This is a genomic window from Cytobacillus sp. ABV4_503 (genome assembly GCF_056158445.1).
Genome location: NZ_JBSWTH010000001.1, coordinates 2,132,314 through 2,149,475, shown reverse-complemented (window position 1 = coordinate 2,149,475; position 17,162 = coordinate 2,132,314). Strand labels below are relative to the sequence as shown.

The 17,162-nt window shown below is 42.3% G+C and carries 12 protein-coding genes and 1 riboswitch; of the genes, 6 read left to right on the top strand and 6 right to left on the bottom strand.

The window, feature by feature from the left end:
• Positions 1–63: 63 nt before the first annotated feature.
• From metH to ACXAD1_RS10740, 5 genes are all read right to left on the bottom strand, one after another.
• Positions 64–3,510: a methionine synthase gene (metH, locus tag ACXAD1_RS10760; RefSeq protein WP_206839736.1), complete on the bottom strand. Its 3,447-nt coding sequence runs from the start codon at positions 3,508–3,510 to the stop codon at positions 64–66.
• Positions 3,503–5,353: a bifunctional homocysteine S-methyltransferase/methylenetetrahydrofolate reductase gene (locus tag ACXAD1_RS10755; protein WP_206839737.1), complete on the bottom strand. Its 1,851-nt coding sequence runs from the start codon at positions 5,351–5,353 to the stop codon at positions 3,503–3,505. Before ACXAD1_RS10755 ends, metH begins: the two co-directional genes overlap by 8 nt.
• A gap of 4 nt (positions 5,354–5,357) precedes the next feature.
• The gene (metC, locus tag ACXAD1_RS10750; RefSeq protein ID WP_206839738.1) at positions 5,358–6,542 is read right to left on the bottom strand and encodes a cystathionine beta-lyase; all 1,185 of its coding nucleotides are present in this window, start codon (positions 6,540–6,542) and stop codon (positions 5,358–5,360) included.
• The gene (locus tag ACXAD1_RS10745) at positions 6,539–7,651 is read right to left on the bottom strand and encodes a methionine biosynthesis PLP-dependent protein (RefSeq protein WP_206839739.1); all 1,113 of its coding nucleotides are present in this window, start codon (positions 7,649–7,651) and stop codon (positions 6,539–6,541) included. The genes metC and ACXAD1_RS10745 overlap by 4 nt, the downstream gene beginning before the upstream one ends.
• Positions 7,652–7,726: 75 nt before the next feature.
• Positions 7,727–7,843: riboswitch (SAM riboswitch) on the bottom strand.
• Between the two features lie 199 nt (positions 7,844–8,042).
• Complete coding sequence (locus ACXAD1_RS10740) at positions 8,043–8,222, bottom strand: H-type small acid-soluble spore protein (protein ID WP_206839742.1); 180 nt, start codon at positions 8,220–8,222, stop codon at positions 8,043–8,045.
• A gap of 164 nt (positions 8,223–8,386) precedes the next feature.
• Between ACXAD1_RS10740 and ACXAD1_RS10735 the strand changes: the two genes are divergently transcribed.
• The 3 genes from ACXAD1_RS10735 to odhB all read left to right on the top strand — a co-directional run bounded on the left by ACXAD1_RS10735 (position 8,387) and on the right by odhB (position 13,317).
• Complete coding sequence (locus tag ACXAD1_RS10735) at positions 8,387–8,626, top strand: hypothetical protein (RefSeq protein ID WP_206839743.1); 240 nt, start codon at positions 8,387–8,389, stop codon at positions 8,624–8,626.
• A 334-nt stretch (positions 8,627–8,960) separates the two neighbouring features.
• Positions 8,961–11,798 carry a 2-oxoglutarate dehydrogenase E1 component gene (gene sucA, locus ACXAD1_RS10730; RefSeq protein WP_206839744.1) on the top strand — a complete coding sequence of 946 codons (2,838 nt, stop codon included), beginning with the start codon at positions 8,961–8,963 and terminating at the stop codon, positions 11,796–11,798.
• Between the two features lie 265 nt (positions 11,799–12,063).
• Positions 12,064–13,317, top strand: a complete 1,254-nt coding sequence (gene odhB / locus ACXAD1_RS10725; protein ID WP_206839745.1) for a 2-oxoglutarate dehydrogenase complex dihydrolipoyllysine-residue succinyltransferase — start codon at positions 12,064–12,066, stop codon at positions 13,315–13,317.
• Positions 13,318–13,634: 317 nt separating this feature from the next.
• Here the strand turns inward: odhB and sda are convergent, their stop codons facing one another.
• Positions 13,635–13,766 (bottom strand): sporulation histidine kinase inhibitor Sda, encoded by a 132-nt coding sequence (sda, locus tag ACXAD1_RS10720; RefSeq protein WP_206839746.1) that lies wholly within the window; start codon positions 13,764–13,766, stop codon positions 13,635–13,637.
• Positions 13,767–13,975: 209 nt separating this feature from the next.
• On the opposite strand from sda, the gene ACXAD1_RS10715 reads away from it, so the two are divergent.
• From ACXAD1_RS10715 to ACXAD1_RS10705, 3 genes are all read left to right on the top strand, one after another.
• Positions 13,976–14,770: a VOC family protein gene (locus tag ACXAD1_RS10715; RefSeq protein WP_474910020.1), complete on the top strand. Its 795-nt coding sequence runs from the start codon at positions 13,976–13,978 to the stop codon at positions 14,768–14,770.
• Positions 14,771–15,029: 259 nt separating this feature from the next.
• Positions 15,030–16,682, top strand: coding sequence for an AMP-binding protein (locus ACXAD1_RS10710; protein ID WP_474910019.1), 1,653 nt, complete (start codon positions 15,030–15,032; stop codon positions 16,680–16,682).
• A gap of 261 nt (positions 16,683–16,943) precedes the next feature.
• Positions 16,944–17,102 carry a hypothetical protein gene (locus tag ACXAD1_RS10705; RefSeq protein WP_206839749.1) on the top strand — a complete coding sequence of 53 codons (159 nt, stop codon included), beginning with the start codon at positions 16,944–16,946 and terminating at the stop codon, positions 17,100–17,102.
• Positions 17,103–17,162 lie beyond the last annotated feature (60 nt).

Genomic DNA, 17,162 nt, shown 5'->3' with positions numbered 1-17,162 from the left:
TGTAAAGGTTTTAAAAAGGGATAGGCAAATACCCGGCAATTTTTTTATTTGCCGGGTTATTTACTATCTTAATACATTAAAATATCTTGCTTCCGGATGGGCAAAAACCATTGCAGATACAGAAGCTTCCGGCTCCATCATGCATTCTTCCGTAAGCTTAACTCCGATATCTTCAGGCTTTATTAGTTTAAATAGCTTTTTCTGATCCTCAAGCTCTGGGCATGCAGGATATCCATAAGAAAAGCGCTGTCCCTGGTATTTCGCTGCAAAACGGTCTTTCATAGTCATTTCAACTGGATCAGGGAATCCCCAGCGATCCCGTATTTGACGATGGATCAGCTCGGCAAGCCCTTCAGCTGTCTCCAAAGCGAGCGACTGCAGAGCGTGGCTTTCCAGGAATCTGCCTTCCCCTTTTAAACGGTCTGCTATACTGCGTATTCCTTTCCCGGCTGTAACAGTAAAGAAGGAAACATAATCCATTTGACCGCTTTCTTTTGATTTAAGGAAGTCTGCCAGACACAGGAATGGCTCTGTTTCCTGGCGCGGGAACTCAAACGTTTCAATGACCGTTTGTTCATCTTCATCATAGATATACACCTTATCGCCATCTGCTTGGGCAGGGAAGAATTGATAAACTGCTTTAGGCTCAATCCAGTTTTTCTCTTTTGCTTCAGCAATCAGTTCATCAACCATTGCGTTAATCTTAATCGCTTTTTCATCTTTTTCCGCAAGAAGCTTTTGCAGGTTTCCTTTTAAGCCAAGGTGATGGCCAATGAGCATTTGCTTATTTATATACGGCTCTATATGCGAGAGGGAATATGTTTTCAGCAGATGCCTCTTTAAATCTTTTGGAACAAAAACTGGCACTTTTGTGCTGACTGTTGGTTTAGGCTTTACTGCAACCGCAACCGATCCGCGGTCAAAAGGGACTGCATTCAGCACGGCTGCCTGTTTTTCTGCCTGCTGGATCCGCAGTTTCTCCGCTTCTTCGGGCTCCTGAAGCTGATTGGCTATAGAGAGTCCATTCATCGCATCCTTGGCATACAGTACAAGTCCATCATATTCCTTGGAGATTTTAGTATCTGTGAACTTTCTCGACAGTGCAGCTCCGCCTACTAATATCGGAATATCGATTCCTGCCTGCTTCATATCATGGGCCGTAATGACCATCTGCTGTGCGGATTTAACAAGCAGACCTGACAGGCCGACCATATCCGGATTCTCACGCCTGATTTTTTCAATCAGTTCAGCAGGGGAGACCTTGATTCCCAGGTCTATTACTTCATATCCATTATTGCTTAAAATAATATCTACAAGATTTTTCCCAATATCATGGACATCGCCTTTAACGGTTGCGAGGATGATTTTCCCCTTGGAAGAAGATTGTGCAGCGTCTTTTTCCATATAAGGTTCAAGATGAGCAACAGATGCTTTCATTACCTCTGCACTTTGAAGGACTTCTGCAACAATCAGCTGGTTATCATTGAACAATCTTCCTACTTCCTTCATTCCATTCATTAAAGGCCCATTAATGATATCAAGGGGAGCAGGGTATGCTTGCAGGGCCAGATCAAGATCAGGCAGGAGCCCTTCTTTTGTTCCCTCCAGAATATAATAAGCGAGGCGTTCCTCAAGTGTCATATCCGGAAGAACACTTTTGCTTTCTTTCTTTTTATCCCGGTAAAAATCTGTGAAAATGGCAAGTGATTCATCAGTAGTTTCAAAAAGAAGCTTTTCAGCCATTAAGACCTCTTCTTTTGAAATAGAAGCAAATCTTTCGAGTTTCTCCGTATTCACTATCGCATAATCGAGGCCTGCCTGAGTGCAGTGATACAGAAATACTGAATTTAATATCTCCCTGCCGACAGGAGGAAGGCCGAATGAAACATTACTGATTCCCAGTATGGTTTGTACCTCCGGGAAAGCTTCTTTAATAAGTCTTATCCCATCTACAGTTGCCTTTGCAGACCCGATGTATTGCTCATCCCCTGTGCCGACAGGGAAGACGAGAGGGTCAAAAATAAGATCCTCAGGCGGAATTTGATACTTGTTTACAAGCAAATCATACGAACGCTTTGCAATTTCAAGTTTTCGTTCAGCCGTAACGCCCATTCCGACTTCATCTATCGTACCTACTACCACAGCTGCACCATATCGATGGATGAGAGGAGCTATAGCTTCGAATCTTTCTTCACCATCCTCCAGATTAATGGAATTAATGATGGCTTTCCCCTGAGAATAGGTAAGGGCCTTCTCGATAACCAGTTCGTCTGTTGAATCAATGACCAGCGGGACCTTAATTTTTTTCACTAATTCCCTGATAAAGTTTTCAACATCCTGCATTTCATCACGGTCAGGGTCTGCAAGGCATATATCAATTACATGGGCTCCGCCTTTTACCTGTGCTCGGCCAATCTCAGCAGCTTCCTCAAATTTACCTTCAGCAATCAGTCTTTTAAACTTGCGTGAGCCAATTACATTTGTGCGCTCGCCGACCATTATGGGCCTTAATGTCGGATCGTCATAAATCAGAGGTTCAATTCCAGAAACTTTGTGCAGTGAATTCCCCTCATAATTCCTTGGTTTATAATTTTCAACCGACTCAGCAATTGCCTGGATATGTTCAGGTGTGGTTCCGCAGCAGCCGCCAACAATATTCAGCCAGCCTTCCTTGGCAAAGCCCTCAAGCTTGCTCGCCAGTGATTCGGGAGTTTCATGGTACTGTCCTTCTTCATCAGGCAGTCCTGCATTGGGATAGCAGCTGACAGCAGTGGATGCCAATCCTGATAAGGAACGGATATGGTCCTGCATGAATTCAGGGCCTGTCGCACAGTTAAGACCAACTGCCAGAGGTTTCATATGTTCCAGAGAAATATAAAATGCTTCAATCGATTGGCCTGCAAGAGTTGTGCCCATCGGTTCAATCGTTCCCGAAACGATGAGCGGAAGTTTTATTCCCGTCGTTTTTGATGCATTTTCAATGCCGATAAAACCAGCCTTCACATTCAGCATGTCCTGGCTGGTTTCAAGGAGGAGAAGATCGGCTCCGCCGTCAATTAACCCTCTGGCTTGTTCTTCATAAGCTGTTATCATTTCTTCAAAAGTAGACCCGCCGGTTACACTCAGCGTCTTCGTAGTAGGTCCCATGGCACCAGCCACATATCTCGGCCATTCAGGGGTTGAAATGCTGTCTGCAGCTTCCCTGGCAATTTCAACAGCAAGTTTATTTAGTTCATAAGCTTTTTCTTCCAGATCGTAATCTGCCAGAACAATGCTGGTTGCGCCAAAGGTATTGGTTTCAATAATATCTGCGCCGGCTTTTAAATATTCAAGGTGAATATGTTCAATCACAGAAGGAGCTGTTATATTTAAATACTCGTTGCAGCCTTCATATTCTTCGCCGCCAAAGTCATCCGCGGTAAGATTGGCTCTCTGCAGCATGGTGCCCATTGCTCCATCCATGATCAGGATCTTCTTTTTCAGCTGCTCCTGCAGTGATGGTTTATGCATGTTGTTTCCTCCTTGAAAGCCGTTCGGTTGTCTCACGGGCATAGTTTGATAGTTCGACCGTCATTTCATAGCGCATAAATGGAGTGATAAGGTAAATGCCATTAAACAGCTCTGCCGCGGCATCGATCAGTGACTTCGCAATGGCAATGCCTTCAGCTCCAGCCTGCGCAGGATCATCTTTCAATGAAGCCATTCGGTTTCTAATACTGTCGGAAATTTTGATTCCCGGTACTTCATTATGAAGAAACTCGGCATTCCGGCTGCCGGTAAGGGGCATTAGGCCTATATAAACAGGTGCTTTTAAATCTTTCACAGCCTCATGAACTTCCAGCAGCTTCTCTTCAGAAAAAACTGGCTGCGAGATGAAATAATCCGCACCATGTTCAATTTTCTTTTCAAGCCGTCCAACAGCTTTTTCCAATGAGCGGACATTGGGGTTAAAAGCGCCTGCAACTGAAAAAGCAGCTTTCTGGCCAAGATCTTTCCCTGAAAAAGATAACCCCTCATTCAACTGCTTGATCATACTGATCAATTCAAATGATGAGACATCATATACGGAAGATGCTCCTGGAAAATCACCGACACGTGCAGGATCACCCGTAACAGCAAGAATATCATTTAATCCAAGTGCATGCAGCCCCATTAAATGGGATTGCAGTCCAATTATATTTCTATCCCTGCAGGTCACATGAACAAGCGGGCGCAATCCTGTCTGCTGCTTGACGAGATAGCCAAGCGCAGAGTTGCAAACCCGGGGGGAAGCAAGGGAGTTATCTGCAAGTGTAATAGAATCTATTCCGGCTTCCTTCAATGCTTCTGCACCTTCGAAAAAGCGTGAAGTATCAAGCTTCCTCGGGGGATCCAACTCAACAATGACAGAAGGCCTTTCCCTGACAATATCCTGGAGAGGGGGGAGCTCTCTTGATGATGATGGCTTTTCAGAAACAATGATTTTATTAATTGCCTTTGCCTCTTTTTCCTCGATTGGCGGGAGTCCTTTTAAAACATCAGAAAACGCCTTGATATGGTCAGGTGTTGTTCCACAGCAGCCTCCAAGCAGGCGGACACCCTGATTTCGGAATTCAATTGCTGACTGGCGGAAATATTCTGCATCTCCTTCATAATGAAATTTGCCGTCCGTATAGGCTGGAATACTGGCATTTGGATAGGCAGAAAGATAGGCATGCTTTGGCAAAGGTACACTTTCGAGAGTTTTGAGCATATGATGCGGACCAAGCCTGCAATTGATTCCCACAACATCTGCACCAATGCCCTCAAGCTTTGTTAAAGCATCAGCGATAGAAGTCTGGTTCTGAAGAACACCCGCTTCCTGAAGAGATACCTGTGCGATAATCGGCAAATCAGTTTCTTTTCTGGCAATGGCAAGAACTGTCTCAAGTTCTTCAAGGTCGTAATAGGTTTCCAGTAAAATACCATCTACATCCTCTAGCAGCAGGCAATAAAGCTGCTCTCTGAAGCTTCTTTTTATTTCTTCAAGGGTAATCATGTTGGGCTTGAATCCTCTGATCCCGCCGATTGTACCAGTGACATATGCCTTTCCCTTGGCAGCTTTTTTTGCAATCCTTGCTGCAGAACTGTTAATCTCCTTAACGGAGTCCTCCAGTCCATATCGCTGCAGCTTCAGATAATTCGCCGCATACGTATTTGTTTGGATCAATTCAGCACCTGCGCCAATGTACGCTTCATGGATGTGCTGGATCTGTTCAGATTGTGAGAGATTTAATTCCTCAAAACAGCTGTCGGTACCATAGGAGTACAGAAGAGTTCCCATCGCGCCATCTGCTATGATGATTTCATTCTTTAATTTATTAAGGAAACTCAAAGTATCACCCCCGCTGTAAAATCGAATGCTTTGTTTGTACGGCAGCAGATAAAGCTGCCTTGAAATCTTCTATAATATCATCTGCACTCTCCAGGCCAACAGATAGACGAAGAAGACTGTCCGTTATTCCACGCTGCTCCCGTTCGGATGCAGGCATGGCTGCATGTGACATTTTTGCAGGGTAGGAGAGGATGGATTCAACAGCTCCCAGACTTACTGCAAAAACGGGTATTTTGGCATTCTCAACAAATGTTCTCATCGATAGCTCATCTTCAAGCTCAAAAGATAGGACGGCACCTGCGTTTACTGCCTGATTTTTCTGGATTTCATATCCGGGATGATCTGCAAACCCTGGATAATGCACCTTTTTAACTGCAGGGTGATCATTAAGGAAACCAGCAATTTTTTTAGCTGACTTCACAGACTGATCAAGCCTTACCTGCAGCGTTTTAATACCTCTCAGCACAAGCCAGGCATCCTGAACACCCAGAACAGCTCCAAAGGAATTCTGAAGAAAAGCAAGTTTTGCACCTAATTCAGGATCCTTCACAACCGCCAGGCCAGCAACGACGTCGCTGTGTCCGGATAAAAATTTGGTTGCGCTATGAAGCACTATATCTGCACCTAAAGAGAGCGGTTTTTGAAGGGCAGGGGTCAGGAATGTATTATCCACAAATGTCAGGGCTCCATGCTGTCTTGCAAGTGAACTGATGGCCTGTATATCTGTCACTTTCAGCAGCGGATTGGAAGGAGTCTCTACATAAAAAACCTTCGTGTTTGGACGGATTGCTTCTTTTACTTCCTCAAGATTTGTCATATCAACAAATGTGTGCTCTATGCCAAAACGGGACAGGACTTCTGTTGTCATGCGATAGGTTCCGCCATATACGTCTTCTGTAATGACTACATGATCTCCCTGTGATAAGAGCAGGAATGCTGTAGAAATGGCAGCCATACCAGAAGAAAAGGCAAACCCTTTAATACCTTCTTCAAGCTCCGCGATGACTTCTTCAAGTGCTTCCCTTGTTGGATTCAGGCTGCGGCTGTAATCATATTTTCCGAACACATCAATATCTTTTTGATGAAAAGTGGAGGCATGCTGGATTGGTACACTGACAGCTCCTGTTTCCGGGTCGAATTTTTGATTATTGTGAAGTAATTTCGTTTGGAATGTGTAATTCGAACTCATCGTACTGCCTCCTTAACAACCTTTGCAAAAGCATGTTCAAGATCCGCCTTCAAATCTTCTGCATTTTCGATTCCAACCGAGAAACGCAGAAGCCTATTACAGACACCGGTTTCAATGCGGATTTCTTCAGGAATGTCCGCATGTGTCTGGGTTGCTGGATACGTTATGAAACTCTCGACTCCGCCAAGGCTTTCTGCAAAGGAGATAAGGGAGAGGCTCTGCAGAAATGGATTCACCCAGGATTCATCCTTAATTCGGAAAGATATCATGCCTCCCTTGCCTGGATAAAGGACATCCGTTACTGCATCGTGGCCCGATAAAAATTCTGCTAATTCCTTCGCATTTTCTCCATGCCGTTCCATGCGGAGGGAGAGTGTCTTCATGCCTCTGATGAGCAGCCATGAATCAAACGGGCTGAGGACAGCACCTGCGGCATTGTGATTCATAGCAAGGGCTTCGCATAACTCTTTGCCTTTTGCGACAACTAAGCCGGCAAGGACATCATTATGCCCGCCAAGATACTTTGTTGCACTATGGATAACAATATCAGCTCCAAGCTTTAACGGCTGCTGAAGGAGAGGGGTATAAAACGTGTTATCGACGATAAGGAGGATATTATGCTTCTGGGCAATGTCTGCAATCGATTGAATGTCAGTCTGTTCCATCAGCGGATTAGTTGGAGTTTCCAGAAATATTGCCTTGGTCTTTTCTGTGATTAAAATTTCCACATCTTCCGGATTGCTGGTATTTACATATTTGCACTGAAGTCCCCACTTCTTGAAGCCCTGTTCTAGCAGACGATATGTACCCCCATATAAATCCTTGGATACAATCCATTCATCTCCGGATTTAAAAAGAGATAGTATGGTAAGAATTGCGGCCATTCCAGAACTGCAGGCATAGCCTTGATCGCCTTCTTCCAGATCGGCAATTGCCTTTTCAAGCAGCTGGCGGGTGGGATTGCCTGTTCTGCTATAGTCAAAGCCAGTTGACTGCCCAATGCCTTCATGGCGATATGCCGTGGAAAAATATACAGGCGGATTGACTGCACCTGTTGCTGACTCGCTTCTGTTGCCGATTTGCGCTAATCTGGTGTCAATTTTATACATGCTTGTAACCACTCCTTAGTAAAAATAAAAAAAGCCTTCTATAAGAAGAAGACTTTTTAATGTGATCAGCCATTCTTCTTATCTTTCAAGTTTTTAAGAAACTTGCAGGAATTAGCACCTTTTCAATCAAATATATGATTGCTGGTTGCTGAGGCGTCGTCGGGCCTTACCCTCGACCTCTCTGGATAAGAAATCAAATATTAAATTTTCTCTAAACTTTACTACACTAAACCGCTAATCGTCAACACTTTTTTGAATATTTTATGTTATAAAAAATTTCCGCTCAGTTGTTTTGAGTCTGTTTGCCCTAAGCATCCGTTTTTAAGGGGGAATGAAGAAGAATTTGAACAAAAAAACTTTCCATCATATTCTGGAAAGTTTTTAAGGGTATTTATTCTTCAATCAAATCGTTAACCGGCACATCAATTTCTTTTTCAGAATCTGCCTTTGTGTAAATACGTGCTGTCTTAGTCTGCTCATCTACATGCTGAATGATGACCGGATTGCCATTGAAAGTAACACTATACATTTCAGCAGACTCAGCAATCTCTTTTGCTCTGCCAATATTCATGGAAAAACCTCCTGAATTTGAATAACTTTAATGTGTCTTAAAAACACTCAAATTATTCTTTTAAAAAAACCATGGCATAAAATGTTAGAAGTGAATGGCTTTAAAGTTCAGAATATTTGTTTTATAATGAAGGCAAATGATATAATTCTTGGAGGGAAGCTAATATGCGAGAACATAGCCACTGCCGCCACCGGTTTGCGGAATCCGAAGGACCAGCAGTATTCCAGACCATGGATGGCATTGAAGTAAATGTTTCTGGTTCCATGTTCGAAAAATGTACAACTTGCGGCCATTTTGATTTTCCTGTGGAAACGAGAGAAGCAATTGAATCTTCCCTAAAAGAAAACAGAAAAAATGCGAATGCAGCGAAACAAATTTATATTAACTTAGTTGAGACTTTTTAAAGCCGAACAGCACTTCGGCTTTTTATTTTTGCCTCTTTTTAAAACCACCCAGTTATTTCTTATTTATAATTGTTTAACATTTAACAAAACATTTTATTAGAATAAGTAATTACGAAAAAAATTTTTTTAATAGTTTTCCACTATATTCATGTTTTTATCTTTGTACAACTAGATTTTCCGTGTTAGAATAACTGTGGAAACGTTTTATCCTCTGAAAAATATTATTATTCGTAAAAATAAAACGTTAATGCATCTTATAGATGGGTAATGTATTTTCAGGGGAGAAAAATGTATTTGAATTATTTACTTAAAACAGTTATGGAGGTAATTTTCCATGAAAAAGCCATCGAATGGTGAGGGACCTTTTGAACAAGGATTTCATGGCCCCAACCTTGGCTACGTTATTGAACTATATGAAAGATACTTAGAGGATCCATCATCTATTGATCCTGAAATGAAAGACTACTTTGAAAGAAACGGTTCCCCTTTAGCGAGTGAAGGAACTCCGCAAATGGCTTCATCAGCAAATCAGCCAATGAATGCCGGACAGCTTGAAAAAACACTTGCTGCAATTCGCCTTGCTGATAATATCCGCACATATGGCCACCTGGCTGCAGATATTTATCCGCTTGGTAACAATAAATCTGAAAGTGCATTATTCGAACTGAGTAAATATGGCTTAACTGAAAATGATTTAAAAGAGATTCCTGCCGGTGTCATTACTAAAGACGCCACCTATCCATTACGCAACGGACTTGAAGCAATTGAATTCCTGAAAAGTGCTTATATGGGACCAATTGCGTTTGAATTCCAGCATATATTTGATGAAAACGAAAAAGACTGGCTTCGCCGTAAAATAGGGGCCAACAGCCACAAACTGTCAATGCAGAAGGCGGAAAAACTGAAAGTTTTAAGAAGACTGACTGAAGTTGAGGAATTTGAAAAGTTCCTTCATAAAACATTCGTTGGTCAGAAAAGATTCTCAATTGAGGGTCTGGATACAATGGTTCCATTACTGGATGAAATTGTTTCCGAATCCGTTTCTGATGGAGCCAAAACGATTAATATCGGCATGGCCCACCGCGGAAGGTTAAATGTTCTTGCACATGTGCTTGGAAAGCCATATGAAATGATCTTCGCGGAATTCCAGCATGCGCCAAATAAAGAACTGGTTCCTTCCGAAGGATCTATCGGAATCAATTACGGATGGACAGGCGATGTTAAATATCACCTTGGTCTTGATAAACAGATCAAAGATGAGAATACGACCATAGCCAGACTGACATTAGCAAATAATCCGAGCCACCTTGAATTTGTTGGTTCACTGGTTGAGGGCTACACCAGAGCTTCACAGGATAATAGAACAAAAGCAGGTTATCCTGAAGTAGATCCAAAAGCTGCTTTAGCCATTATCATTCATGGAGACGCAGCCTTCCCAGGACAGGGAATTGTTGCAGAAACACTTAACCTTGGGCAGCTGACTGGCTATAATACGGGCGGTTCAATCCATATCATTGCCAATAACACAATTGGTTTCACAACAGAATCACATGATTCACGTTCTACCAGATATGCAAGTGACCTTGCCAAAGGGTATGAAATGCCAATTCTTCATGTTAATGCAGATGAACCTGAAGCAGTAGTCGCAGCGGCAAGAATTGCTTGTGAATATCGTGCTAAATTCCAAAAAGATATCCTTATTGACTTAATCGGATACCGCCGTTTTGGACATAACGAGATGGACGAGCCTATGACGACTAATCCTCTTATGTATAACATTATTCGCAAGCGTCCAACCGTGAAAGCGCTGTATGCTGATAAGCTTTTAAATGATAAGATCATTTCCAAAGAAGAAGCAGAAGGCATTCATCATGATGTACTGGAAAAAATGAAGGCTGCCTATGAAAAAGTTCCAAAAGAAAAAAAGGAGGCAGAGTTAACCAATCCGCCTGAAACAGTCGAAAAGGGTCTGCCAAAAATTAAAACAGCTGTGTCTGTCGATAAATTAAAGCAAATTAACGAAGAATTATTAAAATGGCCAGAGGATTTCAAAGTGTTTGATAAACTCGGCAAAATTCTGCAGCGCAGATTGGAAGCGCTTGAAGGCGACGGCAAGATTGATTGGGGACTTGCCGAAACACTGGCTTTTGCAACCATTCTATCTGATGGTACCCCTGTCAGACTGACTGGCCAGGATTCTGAGAGAGGTACATTTGCCCAAAGAAACGTTGTTTTGCACGATCATACAACTGGAAAAGCGTATTCACCTTTACACAAGCTTTCAACTGCCAAGGCATCTTTCGCTGTCCATAATAGCCCATTATCTGAAGCTGCTGTAGTAGGCTTCGAATATGGCTATAATGTATTCGCTCCGGAGACGCTTGTTCTATGGGAAGCTCAATATGGCGATTTTGCTAATGCGGCACAGGTAATGTTTGACCAGTTTATTGCTGCTGGCCGTGCGAAATGGGGCCAAAAATCAGGTCTTGTCATGCTTCTTCCACATGGCTATGAAGGACAGGGACCTGAACATTCAAGTGCACGCCTGGAAAGATTCCTGACTCTTGCAGCAGAAAACAACTGGACAGTTGCCAATCTTTCTTCTTCAGCACAGTACTTCCATATCTTAAGAAGACAGGCTGCCATTCTCGGAAAAGAGGAAGTTCGCCCGTTAGTGATCATGTCTCCTAAGAGTCTTCTGCGCAATCCGAATGTCGCTTCAAATGGACTGGAATTGAGCGAAGGAGAATTCAAGTCTGTTATGGAACAGCCTGGCCTTGGTCAAAATCACGAAAAAGTGAAACGCATCATTCTTGGAACAGGTAAAATCACAATCGATTTATCAGAAAACCTGAAAAACTACCAGGATCAGGATTGGTTCCACATTTTACGTGTGGAAGAAATCTATCCGTTCCCAATGGATCAAATTAAAGAAATATTAACCCGCTATCCGAATGTGGAAGAAATCGTCTGGATTCAGGAAGAACCAAAAAATATGGGTGCATGGAATTTCGTTGAACCAAGACTGAAGGAAATTGCCGGAAGTGATATAGACGTCACATATATCGGAAGAAGACGACGTTCAAGCCCTGCTGAAGGTGACCCGACTGTTCATAAGAAAGAACAAGCACGCATAATAGATGAAACCCTATCGCAGTCTAACGGGCAGTAAAACTCCCGCATTAAGACTAGATAGATGGATTGAAATAGATTTAGCAGGAGTCAAACTCCCCGTATAGGCCCGTTTGGTGAGATACAGTGAAACTTGCCGATGCGCAGGCAGGGGCTTAGTTGAACCAATCGGGTTCGTAGTGTCGATAGATCGAAGCGTTAGCGGAGATATTAGCGACACTAGAACGCGACTAACAATCAGTGGGAAAATTCCCCCACTGATTGAAGTTTCACTTTAACACGCAAGCAATAAGGAGGAAATTAAGGTGGCAGAAATCATAGTTCCGGAATTGGCAGAATCCATTACAGAAGGTACGGTGGCACAGTGGCTAAAACAGCCTGGTGACACTGTAAATAAGGGTGACTATGTTGTAGAACTTGAAACTGATAAGGTAAACGTTGAAATAATCTCTGAACATAGCGGTGTTTTACAGGAAATTAAAGCCCAGGAAGGCGACACGGTTAATGTAGGTGAAACCATTGCTATCGTTAATGAAAGCGGAGAAGCTGCACCTGCTCCAGAAAAAGCGGAAGAAAAGCCTGAGGCTCCTAAAGCTGAACTGCCAAAAGCAGAGGTTCAGCACGAACAGCCAGCGGCTGAAGAAAAAGCTGGCGGACAGCGTCCGATCGCTTCTCCGGCAGCACGCAAGCTGGCAAGAGAAAAAGGGATTGACCTAAGCCAGGTGCCGACAGCTGATCCACTGGGCAGAATCAGAACCCAGGATGTTGAGTCCTTCAATCCAAATCAAGCAAAACAGCAAGCACAGCCGCAAAAACCGGCAGCAGCTTCAAAACCTGCAGAACAGCAGGCCGGCGGAAAAGAAGTGGAACGAATCAAAATGTCCCGCCGCCGCCAGACAATTGCAAACCGCCTTGTAGAAGTTCAGCAAACTGCAGCGATGCTGACTACATTCAATGAAGTCGACATGACAAATGTGATGAACCTTCGCAAGAAGCGCAAAGATAAATTCTTCGAAGAAAATGATGTTAAGCTTGGTTTCATGTCATTTTTCACAAAAGCGGTAGTTGCAGCCCTTAAGAAAAATCCTTATTTAAATGCTGAAATTCAAGGCAATGAAATTGTCCTAAAAAAATTCTATGACATTGGTATTGCCGTGTCAGCACCAGAAGGTCTTGTAGTTCCGGTTGTACGTGATGCAGACCGCAAAAACTTTGCTGAAATCGAAAAGGATATTATGGACCTTGCGGTGAAGGCCAGAGACAACAAACTTGCCTTATCAGACCTGCAGGGTGGAAGCTTCACTATCACAAATGGCGGAGTATTTGGATCCATGATGTCTACGCCAATCCTTAACGGACCACAGGTTGGTATTCTTGGAATGCATTCCATTCAATTGCGCCCGGTTGCAATTGATGCTGAAAGAATGGAAAACCGTCCTATGATGTATATCGCACTTTCTTATGACCACCGAATTGTTGACGGCAAAGAGGCTGTCACATTCCTGAAACGCGTCAAGGAACTGATCGAAGATCCTGAAAGCCTTCTTTTTGAAGCATAATAAAATGACAAACCAGAGCGGATATTCGCTCTGGTTTTATTTTTTATTATGGAAAATTATTTGCATTAAGGAAACATTGTACGTGTTATGAATATTATAATAAAAAAGCAGGTGATCAGCTTGAGAAGAAGGCAGATGAAGATACTCCAATATAGTACAGTGTTAAAGAAACTAGGAGTTCTAAGTGAACAAGAATATGAAAATATTAAAAAAGCAAATAAACTGCCAAAATCCTTGCGAAAATATTAAAAAAAGCGGGAATAGCTCCCGCTCTACATACCCACTAAGTATTTGGCAAATTAATATTAAGTTGAAACTTACTCTTTAAACGGCTTCAATCCCCGTTTTTGAATCTCCGTTTTTAATATCCTAATCCATTCCTTTTCAGACCCCGACTTCAATGCATCACGATACGAGAAGACCAGCTGTTCATTACTCATAATTTTCATTATGCATACCTCCTGGTTAAATGGATTGAATATTCTATTTTTAATTATTGTAAAGGTTTTTTAAGTTTTTGTGAACCCTTTATAAAGAAAAGATTTATTTCATTATGATGACATTTTCTGCAGGCCCATTTCAGCAGCTTATAGTGGACTGGAATACAAACCGAAGGTAAGATTTATATAAATAGATTGTATAAAGGAGGAAGCCGATAATGAATCTGGCACTGGACCATCTCGTCCACTTTATTAAAGCTGATCCATCTGAAGCAGCGGCGAGGTGGAGGAACGAGGGATATAAAGCAGTATTGGGAGGAAGCCATGAAAACTGGGGGACATATAACAGCCTTTTATATATCGGACAGTCATACATTGAATTTCTATCAATTGAAAAAAATCATATTGCCGCTGATGCTGAAAATCCGCTCATTAACCAGCTGACAGATGAACTCCCTTTAGGGGATGGCCTCGGGCAGCTTTGCTTCCGAACCAGTAATATTGAAGACCTAAGGATTGAATTAAAGAAAAAGGGCTTTGAGACCCTTCCGATTTTTAAAGGAAGCAGAAAGAGGCAGGATGGCAGCATGCTTTCATGGAAGATGCTGTTCTTTAAAGAAAACCCCGATTATAAATATCCTTTCTTTATTGACTGGGGCGTGGAAGACGATAGAAGATTTGAAGAACTGAGACATCTTGGCTTTATTGATGAAAACCTTGAAAATAAAAAAATCGAAGCAGTATTTATTGCCTCCCATGACTGTGAAAAGTCTGCGGAGTCCTGGAAGGCTATTATGCTAAATTCCATGGGTGATGTTTACATTAGCAACGATGGAAAAGAGAAGAGAGCATCCATTGAAATTGGATCAGCTAATATCACCTTTTGCCAGCCATTGCAGGATGAAGGAAAGGCTATTGAAGTCCTGAAAAAAAGGGGGGAGAAGCCATTTGCTGCCCAGTTCTCTCCTGGTCTTGAAAAAGAAATAAATCTATTTGAAACTGTTTATTTTTAAATGGGACGGAACTATTTTAGTTTCAACATAAGGAAGCTGCTCTTATAACAAGGGGCGGCTTTTTATTATTAAAGAATACAAATTTGATAAATTAAGAGATATGAAATTGCAGCCGGAAAAATTTATAAGTTATTAATATATGAAAATATTGAATATTCAGCAATATATGATAACATAAAATGAAAGCGTTTTTATATCAGCATCTTAGAGAACTCTTCACACATTAATTAGATCATCATATACCAAGGAGGATTTCTGGATGACGGAATTATTGAATCTAACAGTAGGGAAGCTCCTGGAGGAGAAAGCCGGTCTTCACCCGAATCATGAAGCTGTAGTTTACGCAGATCGCGGGCTCCGAATGAGTTATAAGGAGTTTAATGGATACTGCAGGCTTGCTGCCAAAGGGTTTATGAAGCTGGGTCTTGAAAAAGGAGAGCATATTGCCGCATGGTCAACCAATACGCCAGAATGGCTTACCTGCCAGTTCTCAACAGGCAAAATGGGTGCTGTCCTTGTAACAGTTAATACAAACTATCAAGCTGCCGAGCTTGAATACCTATTAAAGCAATCTGACAGTACAACTATTGTTCTAATGGAAAAGTTCAGAGAAACCTCCTACATAGAAATGCTATACAGTATTGTTCCGGAACTAAAGAATTCTGAGCCGGGACAGCTGAAAAGCAAAAGACTTCCTTTTTTAAAAAATGTTATCGTGATGGGAGAAAAACGCTTTCCCGGGACTTACAGCTGGGAAGATATTATCAGGATGGGCGAATCAGTTACAGACGCAGAACTCAATGAGCGTATGGAGAGCCTGGACCCGGATGATGCCATCAATATGCAATATACATCAGGGACGACAGGGTTTCCAAAAGGGGTTATGCTAACCCATAACAACATTGTTAACAATGGCTATAATATTGCTAATTGCATGCGTTTAACAAAAGATGACCGTTTATGTATTCCTGTTCCGTTTTTCCATTGCTTCGGGTGCGTGCTGGGGACGATGGCATGCATATCCGTCGGCGCAACCATTGTGCCTGTGCAGGAGTTCAGTCCTAAAGCTGTTCTGCAGACGGTCCAGGATGAAAAATGTACAGGCCTGCATGGGGTGCCGACAATGTTTATTGCAGAGCTGAATGATCCTGACTTCTCAAAGTATGATCTATCGGCTCTCCGTACTGGCATAATGGCTGGCTCCAATTGTCCTATTGAAGTCATGAAAGGCGTTATTGAAAGGATGGGCGTGAGCGAAATAACCATTGCCTATGGTCAAACAGAGTCCTCTCCCGTCATAACGCAGACTCGAACGGATGATCCGATTGAACTCAGAGTGGAATCAGTCGGAAGAGCACTGCCGAATGTGGAAGTGAAAATTGTGGAACCAGGCACCAATAACGAAGTACCATTTGGAGAACAAGGGGAATTGTGTACAAGAGGCTATCATGTCATGAAGGGATATTATAAAAATCCTGATGCTACAAAAGAAGCCATTGATGAAGATGGCTGGCTGCATACAGGTGATCTCGCTGTTATGGATGAGAACGGGTACTGCAAAATCACTGGAAGACTAAAGGATATGATCATTCGCGGGGGAGAGAATATATATCCCCGCGAAATTGAAGAATTTCTTTATACGCATCCAGCGATTCTGGACGTTCAGGTGGTTGGAGTTCCAGATGCCGTCTATGGGGAGGAAGTGGTCGCCTGGATAATCGTAAAAGAAGGCTCTGAATTAACACCAGACGAACTTCGCGAATACTGCAAAGGGAAAATTTCACGCCATAAAATCCCTCGCTATATAGAATTTACAAAGGAGTATCCAATGACAGCTTCTGGTAAAATCCAGAAATTCAGACTGCGTGAAAAGGCTAAAGAAGTCATTGAAAAAGCAAATACGTTGAAATAAAGTACATTTAACCTGTTGGGACTATTCCAGCAGGTTTTTTTATGTAATAAGATGTATAGATTCTGAAGCTAGATAACTGTCCAGCTCCAGGCGCCTTCGGCTCTCGGGTATAAGCCAATAGGCGGGCGCCTTCCGCTTTCCTAAAGAACTCCTCATTCCTTCATTCATAAGTCTTAATAAATCTCAATCCCATTGCCAATGTTTTTACTGCGTAAAGTATTTAAAATGAGATTAAAGATAAATTGAAGGGAGAGATAGAAGATGTACGAGGAAATTTATGTCATTGAAGTTTTGAATAATGCTAAGCGGAAGGAATTTGCTGAACTTAACCAAATTAATCCGTTCCAGGAAAATACGAAGGAAAAATTTTTCTGCAAGCTTCCTTTAGTAAAGAAGTTCACAGTATGCCAATGCAGCTAGGACGGAGATTACTCTCCGTCTTATTTTTTTGAAAAGAATCTTCAGAAAATGGTAGTATAA

Coding starts and splice junctions, on each gene's coding strand:
- metH (WP_206839736.1), bottom strand. CDS start 3,510: ATGCATAAACCATCACTGCAGGAGCAGCTGAAAAAGAAGATCCTGATC.
- metC (WP_206839738.1), bottom strand. CDS start 6,542: ATGAGTTCGAATTACACATTCCAAACGAAATTACTTCACAATAATCAA.
- ACXAD1_RS10745 (WP_206839739.1), bottom strand. CDS start 7,651: ATGTATAAAATTGACACCAGATTAGCGCAAATCGGCAACAGAAGCGAG.
- ACXAD1_RS10740 (WP_206839742.1), bottom strand. CDS start 8,222: ATGAATATTGGCAGAGCAAAAGAGATTGCTGAGTCTGCTGAAATGTAT.
- ACXAD1_RS10735 (WP_206839743.1), top strand. CDS start 8,387: ATGCGAGAACATAGCCACTGCCGCCACCGGTTTGCGGAATCCGAAGGA.
- sucA (WP_206839744.1), top strand. CDS start 8,961: ATGAAAAAGCCATCGAATGGTGAGGGACCTTTTGAACAAGGATTTCAT.
- sda (WP_206839746.1), bottom strand. CDS start 13,766: ATGAAAATTATGAGTAATGAACAGCTGGTCTTCTCGTATCGTGATGCA.
- ACXAD1_RS10715 (WP_474910020.1), top strand. CDS start 13,976: ATGAATCTGGCACTGGACCATCTCGTCCACTTTATTAAAGCTGATCCA.
- ACXAD1_RS10710 (WP_474910019.1), top strand. CDS start 15,030: ATGACGGAATTATTGAATCTAACAGTAGGGAAGCTCCTGGAGGAGAAA.
- ACXAD1_RS10705 (WP_206839749.1), top strand. CDS start 16,944: ATGTACGAGGAAATTTATGTCATTGAAGTTTTGAATAATGCTAAGCGG.